General features: G+C 38.5%; 18 protein-coding genes. 2 read left to right on the top strand and 16 right to left on the bottom strand.

All coding sequences use genetic code 11. The annotated features are described in order from the left end of the window. Nucleotides 1-28: 28 nt before the first annotated feature. Genes ACVRZH_RS03505 through cps2T form a run of 7 tightly spaced genes read right to left on the bottom strand, consistent with a single transcriptional unit; the run spans nt 29 to nt 9,365 of the window. On the bottom strand, nt 29-2,506 hold the full coding sequence (locus tag ACVRZH_RS03505; RefSeq protein ID WP_447453941.1) for an LTA synthase family protein: 2,478 nt from the start codon (nt 2,504-2,506) through the stop codon (nt 29-31). Continuing rightward, nucleotides 2,507-4,261, bottom strand: a complete 1,755-nt coding sequence (locus ACVRZH_RS03500; protein WP_447453940.1) for a rhamnan synthesis F family protein — start codon at nt 4,259-4,261, stop codon at nt 2,507-2,509. Next, the gene (locus ACVRZH_RS03495; RefSeq protein ID WP_447453939.1) at nt 4,258-5,259 is read right to left on the bottom strand and encodes a glycosyltransferase; all 1,002 of its coding nucleotides are present in this window, start codon (nt 5,257-5,259) and stop codon (nt 4,258-4,260) included. Before ACVRZH_RS03495 ends, ACVRZH_RS03500 begins: the two co-directional genes overlap by 4 nt. 12 nt (nt 5,260-5,271) lie before the next feature. Next, nucleotides 5,272-6,480, bottom strand: a complete 1,209-nt coding sequence (locus ACVRZH_RS03490; RefSeq protein ID WP_447453938.1) for an ABC transporter ATP-binding protein — start codon at nt 6,478-6,480, stop codon at nt 5,272-5,274. Next, a complete protein-coding gene (locus ACVRZH_RS03485; RefSeq protein WP_447453937.1) occupies nt 6,480-7,286 on the bottom strand; it encodes an ABC transporter permease in 807 nt (268 codons plus the stop codon). The genes ACVRZH_RS03490 and ACVRZH_RS03485 overlap by 1 nt, the downstream gene beginning before the upstream one ends. Further along, nucleotides 7,283-8,221 carry a glycosyltransferase family 2 protein gene (locus tag ACVRZH_RS03480; protein ID WP_447453936.1) on the bottom strand — a complete coding sequence of 313 codons (939 nt, stop codon included), beginning with the start codon at nt 8,219-8,221 and terminating at the stop codon, nt 7,283-7,285. Before ACVRZH_RS03480 ends, ACVRZH_RS03485 begins: the two co-directional genes overlap by 4 nt. Further along, nucleotides 8,211-9,365 carry a beta 1-4 rhamnosyltransferase Cps2T gene (gene cps2T, locus ACVRZH_RS03475; protein WP_447453935.1) on the bottom strand — a complete coding sequence of 385 codons (1,155 nt, stop codon included), beginning with the start codon at nt 9,363-9,365 and terminating at the stop codon, nt 8,211-8,213. Before cps2T ends, ACVRZH_RS03480 begins: the two co-directional genes overlap by 11 nt. A 450-nt stretch (nt 9,366-9,815) precedes the next feature. Between cps2T and ACVRZH_RS03470 the strand changes: the two genes are divergently transcribed. Further along, nucleotides 9,816-11,339 (top strand): ATP-binding cassette domain-containing protein, encoded by a 1,524-nt coding sequence (locus ACVRZH_RS03470; RefSeq protein WP_447453934.1) that lies wholly within the window; start codon nt 9,816-9,818, stop codon nt 11,337-11,339. A gap of 183 nt (nt 11,340-11,522) precedes the next feature. Here the strand turns inward: ACVRZH_RS03470 and ACVRZH_RS03465 are convergent, their stop codons facing one another. The 3 genes from ACVRZH_RS03465 to ACVRZH_RS03455 form a co-directional block, all read right to left on the bottom strand. Next, on the bottom strand, nt 11,523-11,684 hold the full coding sequence (locus tag ACVRZH_RS03465) for a hypothetical protein (protein WP_447453933.1): 162 nt from the start codon (nt 11,682-11,684) through the stop codon (nt 11,523-11,525). 18 nt (nt 11,685-11,702) lie between these two features. Further along, on the bottom strand, nt 11,703-13,016 hold the full coding sequence (obgE, locus tag ACVRZH_RS03460) for a GTPase ObgE (protein WP_447453932.1): 1,314 nt from the start codon (nt 13,014-13,016) through the stop codon (nt 11,703-11,705). A 206-nt stretch (nt 13,017-13,222) separates the two neighbouring features. Beyond that, nucleotides 13,223-13,351, bottom strand: a complete 129-nt coding sequence (locus ACVRZH_RS03455; RefSeq protein WP_447453931.1) for a DUF4044 domain-containing protein — start codon at nt 13,349-13,351, stop codon at nt 13,223-13,225. A gap of 222 nt (nt 13,352-13,573) precedes the next feature. Between ACVRZH_RS03455 and ACVRZH_RS03450 the strand changes: the two genes are divergently transcribed. Beyond that, the gene (locus tag ACVRZH_RS03450; protein ID WP_447453930.1) at nt 13,574-14,815 is read left to right on the top strand and encodes an aminopeptidase; all 1,242 of its coding nucleotides are present in this window, start codon (nt 13,574-13,576) and stop codon (nt 14,813-14,815) included. Nucleotides 14,816-15,019: 204 nt separating this feature from the next. Here ACVRZH_RS03450 and ACVRZH_RS03445 read toward each other — a convergent pair whose 3' ends face one another. The 6 genes from ACVRZH_RS03445 to pyrE all read right to left on the bottom strand — a co-directional run bounded on the left by ACVRZH_RS03445 (nt 15,020) and on the right by pyrE (nt 20,621). Further along, entirely contained in the window at nt 15,020-15,748 is a 729-nt protein-coding gene (locus ACVRZH_RS03445; protein ID WP_447453929.1) for a pseudouridine synthase, read from the bottom strand. Nucleotides 15,749-15,904: 156 nt separating this feature from the next. Then, complete coding sequence (locus ACVRZH_RS03440; protein ID WP_447453928.1) at nt 15,905-16,624, bottom strand: matrixin family metalloprotease; 720 nt, start codon at nt 16,622-16,624, stop codon at nt 15,905-15,907. A gap of 160 nt (nt 16,625-16,784) precedes the next feature. Next, a complete protein-coding gene (locus tag ACVRZH_RS03435) occupies nt 16,785-17,459 on the bottom strand; it encodes an amino acid ABC transporter permease (RefSeq protein ID WP_447453927.1) in 675 nt (224 codons plus the stop codon). 66 nt (nt 17,460-17,525) lie between these two features. Next, nucleotides 17,526-18,401, bottom strand: coding sequence for a transporter substrate-binding domain-containing protein (locus ACVRZH_RS03430; protein ID WP_447453926.1), 876 nt, complete (start codon nt 18,399-18,401; stop codon nt 17,526-17,528). Nucleotides 18,402-18,505: 104 nt separating this feature from the next. Continuing rightward, nucleotides 18,506-19,954, bottom strand: coding sequence for an amidase (locus ACVRZH_RS03425; RefSeq protein WP_447453925.1), 1,449 nt, complete (start codon nt 19,952-19,954; stop codon nt 18,506-18,508). Between the two features lie 37 nt (nt 19,955-19,991). Beyond that, nucleotides 19,992-20,621 (bottom strand): orotate phosphoribosyltransferase, encoded by a 630-nt coding sequence (gene pyrE / locus ACVRZH_RS03420; RefSeq protein ID WP_447453924.1) that lies wholly within the window; start codon nt 20,619-20,621, stop codon nt 19,992-19,994. Nucleotides 20,622-20,648 lie beyond the last annotated feature (27 nt).

The raw sequence follows: 20,648 nt of genomic DNA, 5'->3' as shown, positions 1-20,648 counted from the left end.
GTTAATGTTCCTTTCACTTTTACAATTTTTAAGGAGTGATTGATATACCGAAAAAGTCATCATATGCTAATATATAGCCTTTACCAACTGAAATATCATACTGTATCAGTTGCATATCTTTAGCAATTTGAGATTGTACTTCATTTAAGTTATTCTTATCTACACTAGCTTCATTTAAAACATCTGTCAGTAGTGCTGTATATGGATTGACTTTGGCATTAGTATGCTCTAATAGCGCAGCTATAAAATCACTTGAATTAACAAGATCATGGTTATTTTTTTGTTCTTGATAATTGCTCCAAATAAAATAATCTGTCATAAATTTTCGTTCAGGTGATTTTTTAAATGCTGAATCAGGATACAACCCTGGTAGATGATCGCCGTAAAAAACGACTGTGACCTTCTTATCAATTGTCTTTAGTTTTTCCAAAAATGTTAATGTAGCCTTATCTGTATAAGTTAACATTCTTGAAAAATTCAGCAGTTTGCTTTTTTCGTCCTCATTTAATCCATCAGACGATATCTCTAAATCTTGGGGATCATTAACACTCCAAGGGGCATGATTTTGCATTGAGATAACTGAGAAGAACTGACTTTCAGATGGTTCTATTTGGTCTAAAATGAAATTATAAAGCGCTTCATCACTAGTATATACACCAACAGTAGGTTCTATTTTACCAATCTCCTTTTCAAATAAAAGGCTCTCGAATAATAATCTTTCATAGATGGATTGCCTATCATAATTTCTAGCATCTGATGGATGGATGACAACACGATTTTTTGGTTCAAAATAATGACTGACAGATGGTAAAAAAGACATTTTTGGAACAATTTCTAAATAAGCTGTAGAAACAGTGGAATAATTATAAAACGGTAAGCCAGTTAAGGCTTGAAATTCCATATTAGCTGTACCACCACCATAAAAATCAGACTTCATAAAACCACTAGTTGTCTGAGACTTAATATTGGTAATATTAGGAATAACATTGTATGAAGTTGAGATCCCTTCTATATCATCAGGATTAGCAAAACTTTCACTCAATAGATAAATAATTGTTTCATCTTCCAATGAACCTGTACGTGTCTCATTAATCTCATCAGCTCTCTGCTTGTATTTTTGATAAAGAGCCGAAATTGTACTTTTACTATAGCCGTCTGGTTTGGACATAATATCTTTAAATATTTGCTTTGTCCAAACAAAGGCCAGAGATTTGTATCGTGCATTCACTTCAAAACCAAGATAGTTAATATCTGCCCAGTTATTTAATTTTGAGATAATAGGAATATCAGAAGGTAATTTTTTATGATCTTCTTGCTTAAATACCGCACTTACTGCACTGACAAAAAATAGAATGTTAGCAATCACTGCAAATTGTAACAATAAACTTTTTATCATCTTTCCCTTCAAGATATATTTTCTCATTATGTAGTATACAAATCCACAACCTAATATAATCAAAGCACCAAGCAAAGTGAAGGAAAAATCAATAAATCCTAACAATAAACCGATTTGTTTAACCCAAACCAAATCTGAAACCAAGAGTGGTTCGCTTCTCATTTCTACTTTTAAAACATTTGCTACAGAAGCTGCTATCCCTAATACAATAATAATTAAGGTAGCTGATAAGAATCTATTAATCAATGAATATAGCAAAAGAAAGAAAATAAACAGGAAAATAATCTGATATAGTATCGCACCTGGGAAAATATACTTTCCTAAAAGCTGCTCCTTGCCTTGTACCCCCATCTGTAAAGTATAATTAAATACAATCGCAAATACTAGACTAAAAGTAACCGCTAGAGAAAAGTGACTTCTATTTCTTAGGATACTGTCAATAGACTTAATCAAAAAGTAGCAAATTGGACCTAAAAAGAGTATGAGTGTAGCCAATAACGAAAATAATTGATTAAATAATTGTTGACCACCACTTGTTTCGAAGAATGTTTTAAAATTAGAAATAAAATACTCTGTAACACGTGAATCACACATAATGGTATTGAAAAGAAGTCCTGATAGTACTATATTAGGAGGCAACTCAAAAAATTCTAACTCTTCTATGTACCAATAGTTAAACAGAACCCTAAATAAAATCGCTATCAATATAACCAATAACATAGTAGGCAGATAACGTATTTCCCAAAAATCTCTCATAAATGTCTGCTCTGGTTTAAAGTCTGCTTTATTAATAAACTCAGATAAAAATATGAGATATGAACTCATTAAATAAATAACATAACCTATAATCCAAAGGCTAAAAGTTCTAAGAGACAAATAAGGGGATAGATAGTAGCCATAAGCCAAAAGCGAAATGATATAAGCAAATAAGCCTACTGAAGAAAAACCATCAACTTTAATCCCATAAAAATTTGAAACGGTATAGCCTACAATGTAAAAAATATTCATCATAGTAAACATAACCATAAAAATAACATTTAATATTTTTAAAAAGTCAATTTTTTTTATGGAATTATAAACAATCTTGGAAAAGTCTTCTGAAGAATACATTTAGAATCTCCCCTTAGTTATTCTCTTTATTACATATAAAAGAACCGTCTTATTTGCAAAGACAAAGTATTTCAATGCCCCTTTCAAGCCACCAAAATAAGTGAAATCAACTGTCGAAAATGGTGTGACAGCTGTTTTTTCTACGGTATTTAAGGCTGCTACTTCAATAAACGGAGGCAATAACTCTTTATTTTGTGAGATTAAAAAATCATATCCCTGTGCCCAGGCCACATAGACCACTAAGCGCTCAATGGCATGTAAAACACTTCTTTGAGGTAAGGGTTCTTGAGGGACATCACCATCTGTCAAACCCAAATCAAAGAGAGGTTTCAAAGCATCATACTTAAACCAAACATATGTTCCATAACTCATAACATAGTTGGAGGAGGTTGAAAAATCAATTGACTTTTTAAGCCCCATTTGCTCCCAAAGAGTCATCATGAGGTCGGAAAGAGAGTTCTCATAGTAGGGATCTAACTGCACATATCGGAAATAAGTCGGAATATCTGCAATAACAAGCCCTAAATGGTCATCTTCTTCCAAACGCTCTATGATTGATCCAGCAGGCTTGACCAACATAGCAATTAATTCATTACGCCAAGATTCACCTGCCCAAAAATCAGCCTCTTTGGATTTCTTAGTATGAAAATGACCAATATAATCATATCCTGATAACTTGTCTTTTAACTTCAACATTGGCAAAACATCACGACCACGATTGCCAGTGACGTCAATACTAGCTGATTGGCCAAAAGTTTCTAAAATCGCTGATATCTCTGCCACCTTAGTATTACTATCCGTTGTGATAAACAAATCATAAGAAAATGAATAGGTCTTAAAAACAGCTAAAAAATCCGCTAACAAATCGGGATAAAAGACATGTAAATGAATCGCTATTTTTTTATCTGTCACAACTTCTTTCTCAGTCGGCAAAAGCTCATATTTATCCTTCATCAAATACTTAGCCGTCGGTGAAAACATCATAGCCATGTGGTACTTGATTAACGAAACGGGATAGTCCGAAATTTTTGACAACTCCTCCAAGATAAAAGCAGCTGTATTTTGGTTGCCTTCAATGGCTTTGACCTTTAAAAACGGAACTCTACGATTAATAATTTCTGTCGGATTATAGAAAGAAAAATCTGGAAAGGCCATAAACTCCATCTTAGCCTCTCTCGTATCAAAAACAGCATCGTAATTAAATCCTGCATCAACCAATAATGTCGTTAATCGTGTCTCAAATAAATCAATCACAGTCTGAACTTCAGTATGACTTTCAATACCTTGCCAAAATTCAAGAAAAACGTCACTCTGAACTACTGATTGCTTAAAAGATAAAAAGTAACTCTGCAAATGCTCTTTAAAATCAGAGGTCGCTCTATGATTGGTCATCCCCCAAAAATCAACAGAAGATCTTCTCTCAAAATTTTGATAAATAGGTTCTAAATCCCACAAAGGGCCAAAACATGTATCATTCATTAAGGTAACGGAATCATATTGGGTTAACTGATCAAAACCAATGGCAGACATACCATCACTCCAGGCCGCAAAATCAAATCCCTCATTTTTACGCTGTATAAAATCATTCATCAAACCATGTTCAGTAAGCAACGTTTGATTATCAATGGATACGGGACTATTTGAAATCAGCACAACCTTAGAAAATAAAGGGCGTAGTTTCTCTAATTGATATTTAACATGTTCACTTATTTGCCCATACTTATTAAAATGGACATAAAGTAACAAACGATTCATTTATTTCTCCTAAAAATATTCAAAATCTTTGTTGGGATAATCCAACGTCTCGAACCAATGACAGCATGGTATTGATTATTAAGCAGTTCCAAATCATGAGTCTTCTGCTCTAACTCTACTTTTAAGGACTCTCGTTCTTGATTAAGCTCTTTGAGAGTATCTTTTAAGCGTACCAATTCTTGATTGAAGTCAAAAATTCGCTTTTCCTGCCATACATCATGCCTAGCCTGTATCTTGGCAATAGCTTGCATATCTCTTTCTGGATACTTTTCTAAATAGTCCAGTTGTGTCGCCAACAAACCATCTAATCGATAGGAAATTTTCTCGTCAGATTGAGGTCTCGAATCAGAATTTATGGTCATACGATAAGCCACGGCAGGTTCTGAGAGATGAACCAATGGGGTCGTCTGATAAAACTCTAGTTGCATAGGAAAGGTATCATCTACGGATGTCGGGTCAATCATCTGATTAACCTCTTGCATCAATTTAGTCTCAACAAGCCATGAGGAAGGTAAGGTCATTCCTTTGGTAGCTAGTAACTTTTCATAGGTATCAGCCAAGGGTATGATTTGATTTTTAAAAACATGCTCATGGATTAAACTTCCACTTTCATCAACAATATGACAGTCTGTATTACACCATTTAGCTTGAGGATTAGCCCTCAACAAGTCATATTGCTTCTGTAATTTTAAATCATCTATCCAATAGTCATCTGCATCACATCGAGCAATGTATTGCCCTTTTGCCTCTTGGCAGATCTTAATCCACGTTTTGGTCGGTCCTAAGTTTATTTCATTAGTAAAAACCCTAATTTTCTCTGGAAATCTTGCTTGATAATCCTGTAAAATGGCTAAAGAATCATCTGTAGAACAATCATCTATCAGCAAAATCTCATATAAAAATGTTGTCTTCTGTGCTAAAAAACTATCTATAGCTTGTGAAATATACTGACCATAATTGTAACTAGTGCATACAATTGAAACCATGACCTTTTCCATAACAACTGTCTCCTACTCCTCTATCTGCCAAACACCATTTCTCTGAACAAGTCCTGTAGCGGAATCCAATGCTGAAATATCATCTGGCAATATATCTTGACGTCTTACCAATACCATTGGGCTATTATCCTTATCTGCAAAAGCCAACATTTGCCCATCTTTTCCTAGAACAGTTACTTCTAACCTCAAATTCATATCATTCATATGAGCTAATTGGCAGATGTAACGGTATTTTTTATGCCCTTGCGTTAGAGTAATCTGGTCTTTAGTATTATCGTTGTAAATCCAAATTTTTCGGTCAATATCTGTCAGAGAGAAAACAAGATGTGTCTCTATATCTTGTAATACATCGTAAGATACCTCAAATGCAATGTCATCATTTGGTGACACCATCTCAGGAGAAAGACGTGTAACAGTTAGGTTTGTCACGAAGCTAGTCTTCGTTGCTGAAGCATGATCTTCAACAGATATTCCTAAATCAACATTATCCACACTATATTGATTAGCGACATCAAAAGGATCGCCATAAGCCTTGACTAAGCCGTCTTCAACCAAGACAGCCCTGTTACAATATTTTTTAACAGCAGACATATCATGAGTCACTAAAATGGTAGTCTTGCCAGACTTCTTACGTTCTTGAAAGTAGTCATTACACTTACGTTGAAAGGCTTCATCACCCACAGCTAGTACTTCATCAAGGATCAAAATATCTCCCTGTGCCTTGATAGCAACTGAAAAAGCCAAACGAACTTGCATTCCACTGGAATAATTCTTGAGTTTTTGGTTCATGAAGTCACCCAACTCGGCAAAATCAACGATATCATGATACATGGCATCAATTTCAGACGTGGTAAAACCCAACATAGCGCCGTTCATGTAAACATTCTCTCTACCAGTTAGTTCAGGGTTAAAACCAACCCCCAACTCGATAAAGGACACTAATTTGCCATCAATGGCGACTTGGCCTTTTTCAGGAATATAAATTTGCGATATAATTTTCAAAAGTGTTGACTTTCCTGAACCATTACGCCCAACAATACCAAAAAAATCGCCCTTATAAACCTCAAAACTAATGTCTTTCAAAACCTCTTGTTTTTTGTAGCCCTTAATGCCTTTAAATCGATTCACAAGAGCAGTTCTTAAACTCTGTGTACTTTCTGTGGGCAGTTTAAAAGACTTACTCACATGTGCTACATTTACTGCTATCTGCTTAGTTGTCATTATAAAATCTCCGCAAAATACTTAGCATTTTTATGAAAAACCGTATAACCTAAACCAAACACGATAATAGGAAGGCTATAAGGAATCATGACAAGCAAAGGATGATCAATCACTTCACGAACCGTCATACTCCCTGGATAAATCAAAAAATGACGTAAATCTTGAATGGTTTGAGCCAAAGGACTTAGCAACATCACTTTAGCAATTGTTAATTGTCCTCGTTGCACTAAAAACGCGATTGAGTAGATGATCGGTGTCGCGTACATGCCTGCTTGCAAGACAACTTCCCAAATCGGACCAATATCACGGTACTTAACAAATACTGTCGCTAAAATAAAGGCTACACCCGTCGCCAATAAGACTAACTCCATAAACAAGGGAAACAAGAAAATAATTGTCCAGCTAAACGTTACGCCACTGATTAGGGCAAAGACCATAACAACCGCAAGGTTAATGGCGTAGTTAATCGCTGCTCCAGTTACCGACGAAAAAACAATGATTTCTTTTGGAAAGTTGAGTTTCCGCAACAAATCACCCCTAGAAACAATTGACAACATACCCATGTTAGTCGCTTCAGCAAAAAAGTTCCAGGTCACCATTCCTAATAATAGTCGAACAGCATAATGAGGAGCCTTATCATCAAATCTCAAAAAACGGACAAAGACCAAATACATAATACTAAATAACAACATGGGTTTTAAAATGGACCATAAATGCCCGATCACACTTCCTTGATACCGCAGCTTAAAGTCAGTTTTGACCATTTCTTTGAGTAATATACGATTTTTATCTGTCAAAAAACTCATCTCAATTCTCTCCTATAACCAAATTTGGTTAATATTAAGGTTGTAAAAACAAAGGTATGAAAGGCCCTGTTTTTGGCAAAACCATAAGTCTTTAAGGTTCTGGCCCTTTCTAGCAATGGTTTATCCAGTAAGGACACATAATGTTCAATCATCTCTCTCTTATCCTCTGATAAGTCTAAAGCAAGCAACTGTTTCGCTTGTTTCTGGCTTGACCTGATAAGCCACCAGTATTTGCTCACGAGTTGTTGAGGATTCAACCAATTTTTCATCCGTTTAGATAAGGTTCTGGCGCCTAACACATTGCTTTCATGCTGCCGATATAGCTCAGTCGGTTGGTCAATATAGACCAAATTCCCGATAGCCGACGCCACCAAAGCTAAATACCAATCATGCATCAAAAGACCATTCGCACTTGTCCAAGACTCAGCTAAAGCATGGTTAATCATAGCCGTCCCACCAGTCACCGTATTTTCAGTTAGTTCTTGGTGTAATTTGGTGTTGGCATGATGTGATTGGGTACGAATCATGCTCTCATGCATCATCTCAAGCCTATCATTGACCACACTTAAATCGGTGTAAACCATCAGAGGCTCGGCCATGTCGTAAGTTTGAGCCGTCGTCAAAGTCACCTCAAGCTTATTAGGCAGCCAAACATCATCTTGATCGCTAAAAAAATACACATCGGCTTTATCATGTTTGAGCAAGGTAAAAAAATTATTGATAACACCAATATTATCACGCTGATCAGGGTTTATAAAACTGATACGGGGATCTTTTTTAACAAATTCTTCAATGATAGAAACCGTCTTATCCCTAGAGCCATCGTCACGAATAAGCAAGTGCCATTCTTTGAAGGTTTGTTGTCTGATACTTTCAATCTGTTGGGCAAGATATCTTTCGCCATTGTATGTAGCTAACAAGATATTAACTTTCATTTAAAAATAAATCCTCATACTCTCTGACAATTTTCTGCCAACTATACTGCTCATCAATATGAGCCTTAGCCTTTTGACCAAAGGCTGAAAAATCAGACTGACCATCTACACCATCAATGAGCTTTGCCAAATCAGTCATGTCTTTACGCCAGTATAAAACGTTATCACGCGCCACCTCTTGATTAAAGGTAACCTCAAAAATCAAATTCATATCTGTGTAAGCTAAAGCCTCCAGCAAACCTGGATTAGTTCCTCCAACTTCGTGCCCATGAATATAAGCAAATGCCGACTGTCTGATGTAAGTAAGAAGTTCCCTATCATAGACTGTTCCGACAAATTTCACCCGCTTATCCTGATCAAAATGTGTCTTTTGTAGCAGTTCATTAAAATAAGGATTGCCGTCATGATTACAAATAATCACCAAATCACGTTCCGTTTCAGATCGCATGAATTCACTAATCATGGTTTCATAGTTATTTTCTGGAACAAAGCGCCCCACAATCAAATAATAAGCTTTTTCCTTGATAGACCAGTCATTGAAAAAACGTTTAACCGTTTCCGACCCTGCTGTTAGTTGTGAAGGTTTTGTGTCTGTTCCATAAGCAATGCACATCGTCTTTGACCAAGGATAGGCCGATTGGATGTACTTTTCAATACCGCTATTATCCGCAATCACCAAATCAGCAACCTTAGTCATAGCTTTTTCAGCCAATTTGAGATAAGCTCTAACAGGCTTTGACCACTTGGCACGCTTCCACTCCAAGCCATCAGGATTAATATAGAACACCCCACCAACGGCATGAATACGTCTCACAAAAGGTGCCATCATAGGGCCAATCGTATTGCCTAAGACATAAAAAATAGGTCGCTTAATCCCTTGTTTTTTGACCAATGTCAGCGCATAACTAATTGCCATCATATCATAAGCAATTACTCTAGCAGGTCCCAACTGAGGAGGATTGATGGTAAAGCAATCAGCACCCATAACATCAAAATGAGTATGGTGTTCTGTATCAGAAAGACATGCCACATGATAAGTGAGCGCATCTGACTGTCTATTTTTAACCAGTTCCTCGACAAAGGTCTCAAAACCACCATACATGGCAGGCAAACCACGGCTACCTATGATAAAAACATGGGTCATGTCATCCTCCTAAAAAAGTCTACATATCATTTAATTATACCAAAAAAACATGCCTTATGCCACTTTTTTCCTGCCTTTTCAATCAATCGAATTACCTGTAAAAGTAGAATTTATAGCTATAGATGAAACACCATTTGATTACTAATGATGCTATCAAAAGAAGCAAGTAAGCTCCATATTTTAACGATAACTATTTGACGACGTTTTCAAAAAATGATAAAATAGAAAAAAATGATTCGGAGGAGCTAGCAGTGAACAACGCATAACCAAACAAAATACTCTTCTTTATTCAGTATGGTTTGAAGTTATCTTGTCTTGCTAGGTTCGTTGTGCACCAAACGTTATGAGGTGTCTTTTGATGTGCCCTTTTCTTCACCCTGCTTGAATAAAGCAGGGTTTTTCTGATGTCTATCATACCATTTATGTCGAAACAAAAAGAGAGGAACAAGCATGCTAAAACTCACCAATGTATCCCTAACACACCAAAAAGACCTTCAACCACTCATCAAAAATTTAAATGTAACCATCAATCCTCAAGATAAAGTTGCCATCATCGGCGAAGAAGGAACCGGAAAATCAACCTTGATGGCACTTCTGGCTAAGGAAAAAACTGTCAATGATTATGTCTTGGTGACAGGAGAAATCAGCAATCATTTCAGTAAAACCACCTATCTACCACAAATCTTAGATGAACATACGCTCAAACAGACCATTCATGAGTTTTTGTATCACGATGTAGACATTGCACATTATGATTACAATATCCTCTACCAGCTGGCTAGCCAACTGCAATTTGATAGCCAACGTTTTGACGATAATAGCCAAACCATAGGCGAGTTATCTGGTGGCGAACGTCTTAAACTACAAGTCATCAAGGCATTAGCTCAAGAACCCGACCTCTTATTACTAGATGAACCATCAAGCGATTTGGACCTCGACAGCCTACTTTGGTTGGAACACTATATCAAAACAGCTCCCATCACTATCATCTTTATCTCACATGATGAGTACCTCCTAAAAGCCACTGCCAACAAATTGATTCATTTGGAACAGGTCAAAAAACATCACGAATGTCGGACAACAACAGCTAACCTTGATTATCTAACTTATCAGCAAGAACGCTCTGACAGCATTTTCAAGCAAACACAACGTGCTCATAAAGAGCGCGAAGACCATCAAAAACGGTTGGATAAACTCAATCGTGCCAAGTCAGCCGTCCACCATGCCTTAAACAATACTCGAAGCGATAGTGAGGGGCGACTCCTCAAGAAAAAGATGAAAAATCTCCTATCACGAGAAAAACGCTTTGACAAAGAAAGCCAAAACTTTACCCCTTTACCAGATAATCCTGACACGATTAACCTTACCTTTACAAACGCAAAGGAAATCAAAGGTCATCAAGCTCTCCTTATCTATGAGCAAGAACTATTAGAGACAGGTCAAATTTGTGACATGACCATTTACAAACAAGACAAAATAGCCATTGTAGGACAAAATGGTATCGGCAAAAGCCGACTCCTCCATAAACTCTATCAAGACCTAACCAAAAAATACCCTGATGAAGTCGCCTATATGCCCCAGACCTATCAGGATATCCTCACTAGCAACCAATCAGTCATCGACTACCTCACAAGAGATAAACAGGAAGAAGGACGCCAACTACTTGCCAGTCTCAAATTTCACCGACAAGAAGTCGAACATGGTATCAACCAACTCTCTGGTGGACAAATGGCTAAACTACTCTTTGCCAAAATGGTTTTAGACCGTAAAACCGTCTTGCTCCTAGACGAACCAACTCGCTATCTGTCACCAACTAGTCAACCCGAAATCAGACGCTTGTTAAAAGACTTCACTGGCACCCTCATCACCGTTTCTCATGATAGGGCCTTTATCCACGAGGTTTGCAATACCGTCTATGAACTCAACCAAATGCAACTGAAACAACATCATCTGGATAATCGAAACAGTTTGTAACAGTTTGACCATAAGTACATCAAATAAGAGACTAGGACAAAAATCCTAGCCTCCTATTTCATCTAAAGTCACCAGTCTTACAAGCTTATCAGGAGCTTGCTCTTACCTACTAATGATATCTACTCTAAGGTTTAAAGAAACCGTACTAAAAAGTAAAGCAATACTAATCTAACATTCTAAATCTTACTGTTCACCAACCTTAGCCAGACGCTCACGCTCTAAACGGAGCTTTCGATTCGGATTTAAGGTGTTAAACAGCTCCTCTAGTTTTTCTGCCGTCCATACATCAGCAGCTGACACAAAGTTGCCATCCTTATCCTTAAAGGATATCGGCTTATCACCCATAACATTTGCCTTTCTTGCCTAATCTACAAATTCAAATTCAAAATTGCCCAAGCGAACAATGTCACCATCTTTAGCACCACGTTCACGAAGGGCCTCATCAACACCCATACCACGAAGCTGACGAGCAAATTTCATGATAGACTCATCACGTTCCATATTGGTCATGACGAAGAGTTTTTCTAGTTTTTCTCCAGAAAGTACCCAAGCGGCATCATCGTCACGTGTAATCTCAAATGGTTTTTCATCAGGATTAAAGCCATAATAAGCTTCGTCATCTTGTATGTCTTCTTCAGTATAAAGCAAGAACTCATCTGTCTTAGATAACAAGTCTGCCGTTGCATCAAGTAGTGCATCTAAGCCTTTTTGAGCAATTCCTGAAATCGGGAAAATCATAGGCTGTTCGTCAAATTCATCATAATTAGCAGCTAATTTTTCTTTAAATAGAGCTAGATTATCTTCTGCATCAGGCATATCCATCTTATTGGCAACAATGATTTGAGGGCGTTCCATTAGTCGTAAATTGTAGGTCTCTAATTCGTTGTTAATAGCCACATAATCCTCATAGGGATCACGCCCTTCGCTAGCACTCATATCAATCACATGTAAGATAACACGTGTGCGCTCAATATGACGAAGGAACTGGGTACCAAGACCAACACCTTGACTGGCTCCTTCAATCAGTCCTGGAAGATCAGCCATAGCAAAACTCTCACCGGACTTCGTACGAACCATACCCAAATTTGGTACGATGGTTGTAAAGTGATAAGCACCAATCTTAGGTTTAGCTGCTGAAACCACACTTAACAAGGTTGATTTACCAACAGATGGAAACCCAACCAAGCCAACATCAGCTAAAATTTTCAACTCTAGCTGTAACTCACGTTCTTCACCCGGCTCACCATTTTCAGCAATTTCGGGTGCTGGGTTACGGGGTGTTGCAAACCTAATATTACCACGTCCACCTCGACCACCATGAGCTATAACAAATTCTTGACCATGTTCAACGAGGTCTGTAATGACCTTACCTGTCTCTGCATCGCGAATAGTTGTCCCTTGAGGCACACGAACATAAAGGTCCTTGGCACCTTTACCGTGCATCCCTTTAGTCATCCCTTTTTCACCTGATTGGGCTTTAAATTTACGATTGTAACGGAAATCCATCAAGGTTCTGAGACCTTCATCAACAACAAAGATAACATTGCCTCCCCGTCCTCCATCGCCGCCCCAAGGACCACCATCTGGCACATATTTTTCACGGCGGAAAGCCACCATACCATCACCACCTCGACCAGCTTTAACTGAAATCTTGGCAGTATCTAAAAACATACTCATACACTTCTCCTTATCAGGCAATCAGCTCCATCACTTCAAGCCCTTTTCACTTATAACACACTTTCAGAACATCACACTTAATCCTGTAATAGTCATTTCCCAAAAGTAAAAATAGCAGCACACTAAATCGTTAATAACGTTTTAAACACTTATAGACTGCTATGCTTTAATCATTACCATTATAAAAAAACGCCAAAGGCGCTCTTTTAACTCATTGCTGCAATCGCACTAAACACCAGTGACCCAATGGTAATTAACACCATCAAAATCACAACAACTAATGTTAACTTTTCAAATAACGTTTTCTTACGTGGTCCAGTATCTCCAAATGCCACAATCATTACCTCTTAATTTTAAAATAGCTAACTGGCTAACAACAAGGTACACTCCCCAAACCAGTCATTTCCTCAATATTACCATAAAACACTGAATTACGCAAATCATCACACGGTCTTTCACGACAAATCTCAAAACAAAAATACACGACTCTGATTTGAGAAATCAAGGCTTTTATGATAAAGTAGGTAGGTACAATTTAATTTGAAAAGGAGTTAATTATGGTTTTACCTAACTTTAAAGAGAACCTTGAAAAATATGCTGAATTGCTTATTGCTAAAGGCCTCAATGTTCAAGAAGGACATACAATCATTATCACTATTGATGTTAATCACGCAGAATTCGCTCGTTTATTGACTAACAAAGCTTATGAATACGGTGCTGCTGAAGTTGTTGTTGATTACGTAGATGACAAAATCACACGTGCTAAATTCCTCCATGCAGATCTTGACCGTTTAACAACTGTGCCAAATTACATCGTTGAGAAATCAAACCATTTCCTTGATAAAAAGGCAAGCCGTTTGGTTGTTCGCTCAGCAGATCCAAATGCCTTTGCAGGCGTTGACCCAACACGTCTCCAAGAAGCTACTAAGGCAACATCAATTGCCTTAGCTAACCAACGTATCGCAACACAATCAAACCAAGTCAGCTGGAACCTTGTGGCTGCTTCAAGTCCAGAATGGGCAGCAATGGTATTCCCAGACCTTAAGACAAGCGAAGAGCAAGTGGATGCCCTATGGGATGCTATCTTCAAGATGAACCGTGTTTACGACGAAGATCCTATCAAATCATGGGACGAACACGAAGCACGTCTGACTGAAAAAGCAGATATCCTTAACAAAGCACAATTCGATGCCCTTCACTACCGTGCACCAGGTACTGACTTGACACTTGGTATGCCTAAAAATCATAGCTGGCAAGCAGCAGGTAGCTATAACAGTCGTGGTGAAAAATTCATTGCTAACATGCCAACGGAAGAAGTTTTCTCAGCACCCGACTTCCGCCGTGCCGAAGGTTATGTATCATCAACAAAACCCCTTAGCTACGCTGGTGTTGTCATTGAGAACATGAAGTTTACCTTTAAAGATGGGCAAATTGTCGAAGCAACTGCTGAAAAAGGGGAAGAGACCCTTAAACGCTTGATCGAAGAAAACGATGGCGCACGCGCTCTTGGTGAAGTAGCACTTGTTCCTCACAAAACGCCTATCTCATTATCAGGACTAACATTCTTCAATACCCTTTTCGACGAAAATGCTTCAAACCACTTGGCTATCGGTTCTGCTTACGCCTTTAGTGTTGAAGGTGGTACAGAAATGACTCAAGAAGAACTTAAAGCTGCGGGTCTAAACCGTTCAACTGCTCACGTTGACTTCATGATTGGCTCTGAACACATGGATATTGACGGTATCACTGCTGACGGTGAACGTGTTCCAATCTTCCGCGGAGGCGAATGGGCAATCTAACACACTTATGATCACCTAATCAGGTATAGGATAATAAACCATTCATACGAAAAAGCACTGCTAGATATCTCTTCATGAGATACTAGTAGTGCTTTTTATCATCCTCCAACATAACTAAATAAGATCCGCTATTTAATACACCATTCTGCACATGCTAGTTAAGACAGATTTAAAATAACCTATTAAGAATCACTAACTTATCAGCTACAAGCTCACCCCAAAATGTGATAACGCTTCTAATTCTTCAGCTGATAAACGTCTCCACTCACCCTCTTTAAGCTCACTATCCAAACTCAAGGGGCCCATACTTAACCGTTTCAGAGTCAACACTGTCTTACCACAGGCCGCTACCATACGTTTGACTTGATGAAATTTCCCCTCATGGATGGTGATACGGACAACTGATTGACCTCTTTCAACATCCACCTTGTTGATATCTAGCAGGGCTGGTTGGCAAAGATAATCTGACAGCTGGATACCATTTTCAAATGCCTTGATATCATCATCTGTCATTATCCCATCAACACAAGCTTCATAAACCTTGTCGACATGCTTTTTAGGAGATAACATGGCATGGCTCAGTTGACCATTATTAGTTAACAAGAGTAAACCGGTTGTATCAATATCAAGGCGTCCGACTGGAAAGACCTCCTTTTGTCTGGCCTTGTCATCCAATAAATCAAGGACCGTCCGATGATGATTATCCTCAGTAGCTGAAATAACACCTGTTGGTTTGTTCAACACATAATAAAGGTATTCTTCGTAAACCAGCTGCTCACCTTGATAAGTCACCACATCCTCAACTTCATTAATATGGGATTTGGGAGAGGTTACAATCTCTCCGTTAACAGTGACTAACTTCTTTTTCAAAATAAGCTTAACATCTTTGCGTGAACCAATCCCATAATCAACTAAAAATTTATCTATTCGCATAAAACACCTCAATCACTTCATTATAACACAAAAATAGGAGTCTTAATATCGCTTAAATCTTACGCCATACTCCTTCTTAACCAGAATGACAAAGACAGTTACCTTTAACACTGCAAGAAAAAAGAAAGGTGACGTTATCCCCTTTCTCTATACTGATTAGTTGTATAAATCTTTGACTGCCTTGATATCAACAGCTTGAATACCATGAAAAGAACCTGATGACTGCATCAAAGAAATCTCATCATCATTATGTGATAAGCCAATCGCATGCCCTAACTCATGCTCGGCAGTATGGAGTATTCTCTTATAACTGTAGGCATACGAATCATCTAAAAGATAATGGGCATTGAGATATACCCTTGCCTTCATCAAATCTTTCGTCAAAACATTCACCTCTGTTTCTGCTTGACCTACCGCTAAGGTGGATGCATCAGAATACTCTGTCAAAATAATATCGGCATCCTTTTCAGATGAGACTCTAACAAATCGAAAGGCTTCTGTCTGGTTCCAATTATCAATGGCTTCTTCATAAGCTCGCACAAAGGTGGGCTGTGAAGTGGCTACATATACTCTTGCTGTTGGCTTAGGCCAATGGGCACCTGTTTCCACATGATCATCTATCTTAAGATGACGTGACTGTTCTGTCGAAGGACGAAGGAGTTCCTCATCACTAGAGTTTACCCACCGTTTTACCTCTTGAGCCAAATAAGTCAAGCGTTGCTTGAAATCTTCCTGACTCTGGCTCTGCATATAAAGGAAACCAAGCCCTAAAACACTTAACACTAACAGGGTTTTGACACATTCCCAAAACACTCCTAATAAGATCCGAACAATCAAACGAGGGATTGTAAACAGAAAACGGATGACTCGAAACATAAAACATTCTCCTCGTCTTTTTATCACTTCGTCTCGACTACTTCTACAAGTCATTAGCACAAGTCCATATAGTATAGCAAGGCTTAAGTGAAAAAGCAAGTTTCATCATTTGCCAAAATAAAATACAGTCATATAGCAAACAAAACGACAAGGCAAGCAACTAAGAAGCGGGGATTCTCAAATGTTCTTCCAGAAGATTTTGACCAAATGCATACAGGGTACAGATTACCCAGTAAACAAAAGCGACCACAATATAAGCTGTCATGTAATCAGAATATGAGCCGCCAACAATTTGCGCTTTTTTAAACATTTCAGGAACAGTTATAGCAGCTAATAATGAGGTTGACTTAACCATATCTAAGAGAACATTACTCAGGGGAGGTAAAGCTATCCGAACCGCTTGGGGAATGATGATAGCACGATATATGGTTGATGTTTTTAAACCTAAAGAGCGTGCCGCTTCCCACTGCCCCTTGTCAATCGCTAGTAGAGAAGAACGAATGACTTCTGAAATATAAGCACTCGACATCATGGTAAAACCAAGAATCGACGCTGTAATCGCATCAAATTGTAAGCCAACAAATGGTAAACCAAAATAGATCAAAAAGAGTAAAACCATCATTGGTGTGCCACGCATCACTGAAATATGGGCATGGGCGAGATACCTAATCACCTTTATCTCTGACATTTTAGCCAAGGCTACAAAAAAACCAAAAAAAGTTCCTAAAGCAAAACCAATCAAGGATAAAGCCAAAGTATATGGGAGACCTTCTAAGATGGCTGGTAAGGCCTTCTTAGCAAGCTCCAAATTAAAAATGGCTTCCCATTTTATCATATCAAACGCTCCATTTCTATCAAACATAAAAGAGGTCAGGACAGTCGTCCCAGCCTCATGTACACATTACTTGCTGACATCAACAACAGGAAGGTCCTCAAAGCCTTCAACTGGTTTTGATAAATCTTGACCGTCGTAATATTTTTCAGAAATCTTAGCCAGAGTGCCGTCTGCTTTCATAGCCTTGATAACCTCATCAATTTTTGTTTTCAAGCTATCATCATCTTTACTCATGATAATCCCTTGCTCAGTCGGATTGTACATGACATTACCCATTTTAACTTTCAACTCTGGGTATTGCTCTGCGATAAATTTCAAGGCAATACGTTGTGTGAAGTAATCATTTGGAATAAAGTCTGTACGTCCAGTTGCTACATCGCGCACATAAACATCGTTTGTAACATTGTCATAAATAACAGGCTCAGCACCTAATTTTTCAGCAATCTTCATATACTGAGTACCGGCACCACCACCAGCTTTTTTGCCAGTCCAGTCACTTAAATCAGTAGCTGTAATACCTGAAGTGTCATCTTCACGGACAATCATCCCACCAACAGCATATTTATAAGTTTCAGAAATGTTATATTTTGCTAAACGTTCTGGTGTCTTGTCGAAGTTATTCATAGAGACATCAACCTTACCACTGTCCACTGATGTAAAGGCCTCAGCCACACCAATTTCGACATACTCAATCTCAAGCTCCAAACGTTTACCAATCTCGTTCATCATCTCAATTTCAAAACCAGTTAGTTCTTTATTGTCGTTATAGAAGCTTGTCGGATAGAGCGTTCCCGGCGTTGCAACTTTAAGCACGCCAGCTTCTTTCACCTTATCCCAAGTCGACTGGGACTTCTCACCTGATGTAGAACTCCCTTTACCAGAGCACGCCGCTAAAAGGAAAACAACTGCTGCCATCACAATGACCAACCACTTTTTCTTCATGAAAAAATCTCCTAACGATTAAAATGATTATGGAAAAATCCAACATACTTAAGTTAACATAATGTATTCGTTTTCTCAAGTATTTCGCTCATTAAATAAAAACTTTAAACAAACATAGCACCATCTTCAAACGCTTGAGCAAGTTGTAAGAGCATATCCTCACGCCCTTTTGCCGCAATCAACTGTACACCTAATGACAAACCCTCATCTGTCCGATAAATTGGTAATGATATTGCAGGCTGACCAGTTAGATTAGGCTGTTGGGTGTAGGGAGTACAAGTTGCTGCAGGCATAAACATCTCGCGAATGAGATCTTGTTGCTCTACCATGCTCAACTCACCACTATGACGTAACTGCTCCTGTAATGCCTCATTTGGAACAAAAGCACCATGTTTTGGGGCAACATCTGCCACCGTTGGCGTTAACAACAGATCATAAGTCTGATGAAATTGATGCATGGTATGTGCCATTCTATCCCAAACCGCTAGAGCATTAGAAAACACTTTTGCAGGAATAGTTTGCCCACTCTGGTAAATCGCCCAAGTCATCAACTCCATATCATCTACGGTCATTTTTCGCCCAAGTGCCTGTTCAATCCCATCAAACATCGCACCGGTCTCCACACTATTCATGAGATAATAAACATCCAATGCCTCAATACCATCAAGTGGCAACTGATCAATATAAATAACCTCGTGCCCTTCTGCCTCTAAAAACGCTACAGCCTTAGACAAGGCCTGTTTAGCTTGATCCGTCACAGGCGTATTTAAAGGAGATTCGCTTGACACAGCAATCCGATAACGACGCTTATCAGGCTTATAAAGACTATCATAAGACAAGGTCGGCATGATAAAGGGACTTTCCATCTGACAAGTTTGTAAATGATAGAGGATTGCCCTCGTATCTCGAACCGATTTTGTCAATGGAAACTGTACAGAGGCTCCTTGCCAGCCCCTAAAAGACGACGGGCCAACAGGCGTGCGACCACGACTCGTCTTTAAACCAATTAACCCATTAAAAGAAGCTGGAATACGGATAGATCCTCCTCCATCACTTGCTGAGGCCACAGTCACCATGTCAGATGCTATAGCAGCAGCTGCACCACCACTAGAACCACCTGCGTTACGTGTCACATCATCAGGTAGATTTACCACACCATTCAACTGACTATCTGAAATATTCTTAAATCCAAACTCTGGTGTGTTCGTACGCCCCAACACGATAAAGCCCAGTTGCTCTAAAGCTTTGACATAGTTATCAGACTGACTAGCGATATAATCCTTGAATAATCTAGAACCTGAAGTCGATGGCTCACCTGCTTGTTCTTGTCCTAAATCTTTTAACAAAATAGGAACACCACCAAAAGGCTGATTTGTGACGTCTCTTGTTTCTGCTTCTATTAATGCTTTTTCATATCGCTTACAAGTTACCGCATTGATCGTAGGATTTAAACGCTCGATGCGTTCAATCGTTTGCTCAACCAATTCTTTAGCTGATACTTGACCAGTTTTGATGAGTTCTGCTTGAGCAGTCGCATCCCACTGTCTATTCATCTTCTCACCTCACTCAGTTTTTATCAGGACAGCAATACTAGTCTTGCCAAGTGTACTGATTTTCCTTAAATTTTTTTAATAGGACTAAACCATCAGCTGATACATAGTCTTGTTCTTTTGCCACTTCAATCAATTCAGAATAATGAGACAGAGTGACTAACGGAACACCAGCCTCAGAGAAATGTTTATCTGCTTGGGGTAATTCATATGTAAAAATAGCGACAACTCCTAACACGTCAGCACCTTCACGATTAGCAGCCCTAACAGCATCAAGAACAGACCTACCAGTTGAAATCAAATCCTCAATCACTAGCATCTTTTGCCCTGGCAGTACACGACCCTCTATTTGATTTCCAGCACCGTGATCCTTTGGTTTACTTCGAATATAAGCAAAAGGAAGGTTCATTTTATCTGCAATGATCGCACCATGTGGAATACCAGCTGTCGCTGTACCAGCAATCACTTCAACATCTGGGAAATGCTCACGTATACGAGCTACAAAACCATTCTCAATCATTGTCCTTACTTCAGGATAGGATAATGTCACACGATTATCTGTGTAAATCGGTGACTGAATACCACTCGCCCATGTGAAAGGCTCTTCTGGTTTAAGATAAACAGCTTTTATCGCTAATAATGCAGATGCAATCTCATTGGCTAATGTCATGTGACACCTCTTTCTTTTGGTAAATAC

Source organism: Streptococcus fryi (assembly GCF_053206505.1).
The sequence above is the reverse complement of the archived record's forward strand: the minus strand, read 5'-3'. Positions and strand labels throughout refer to the sequence as shown.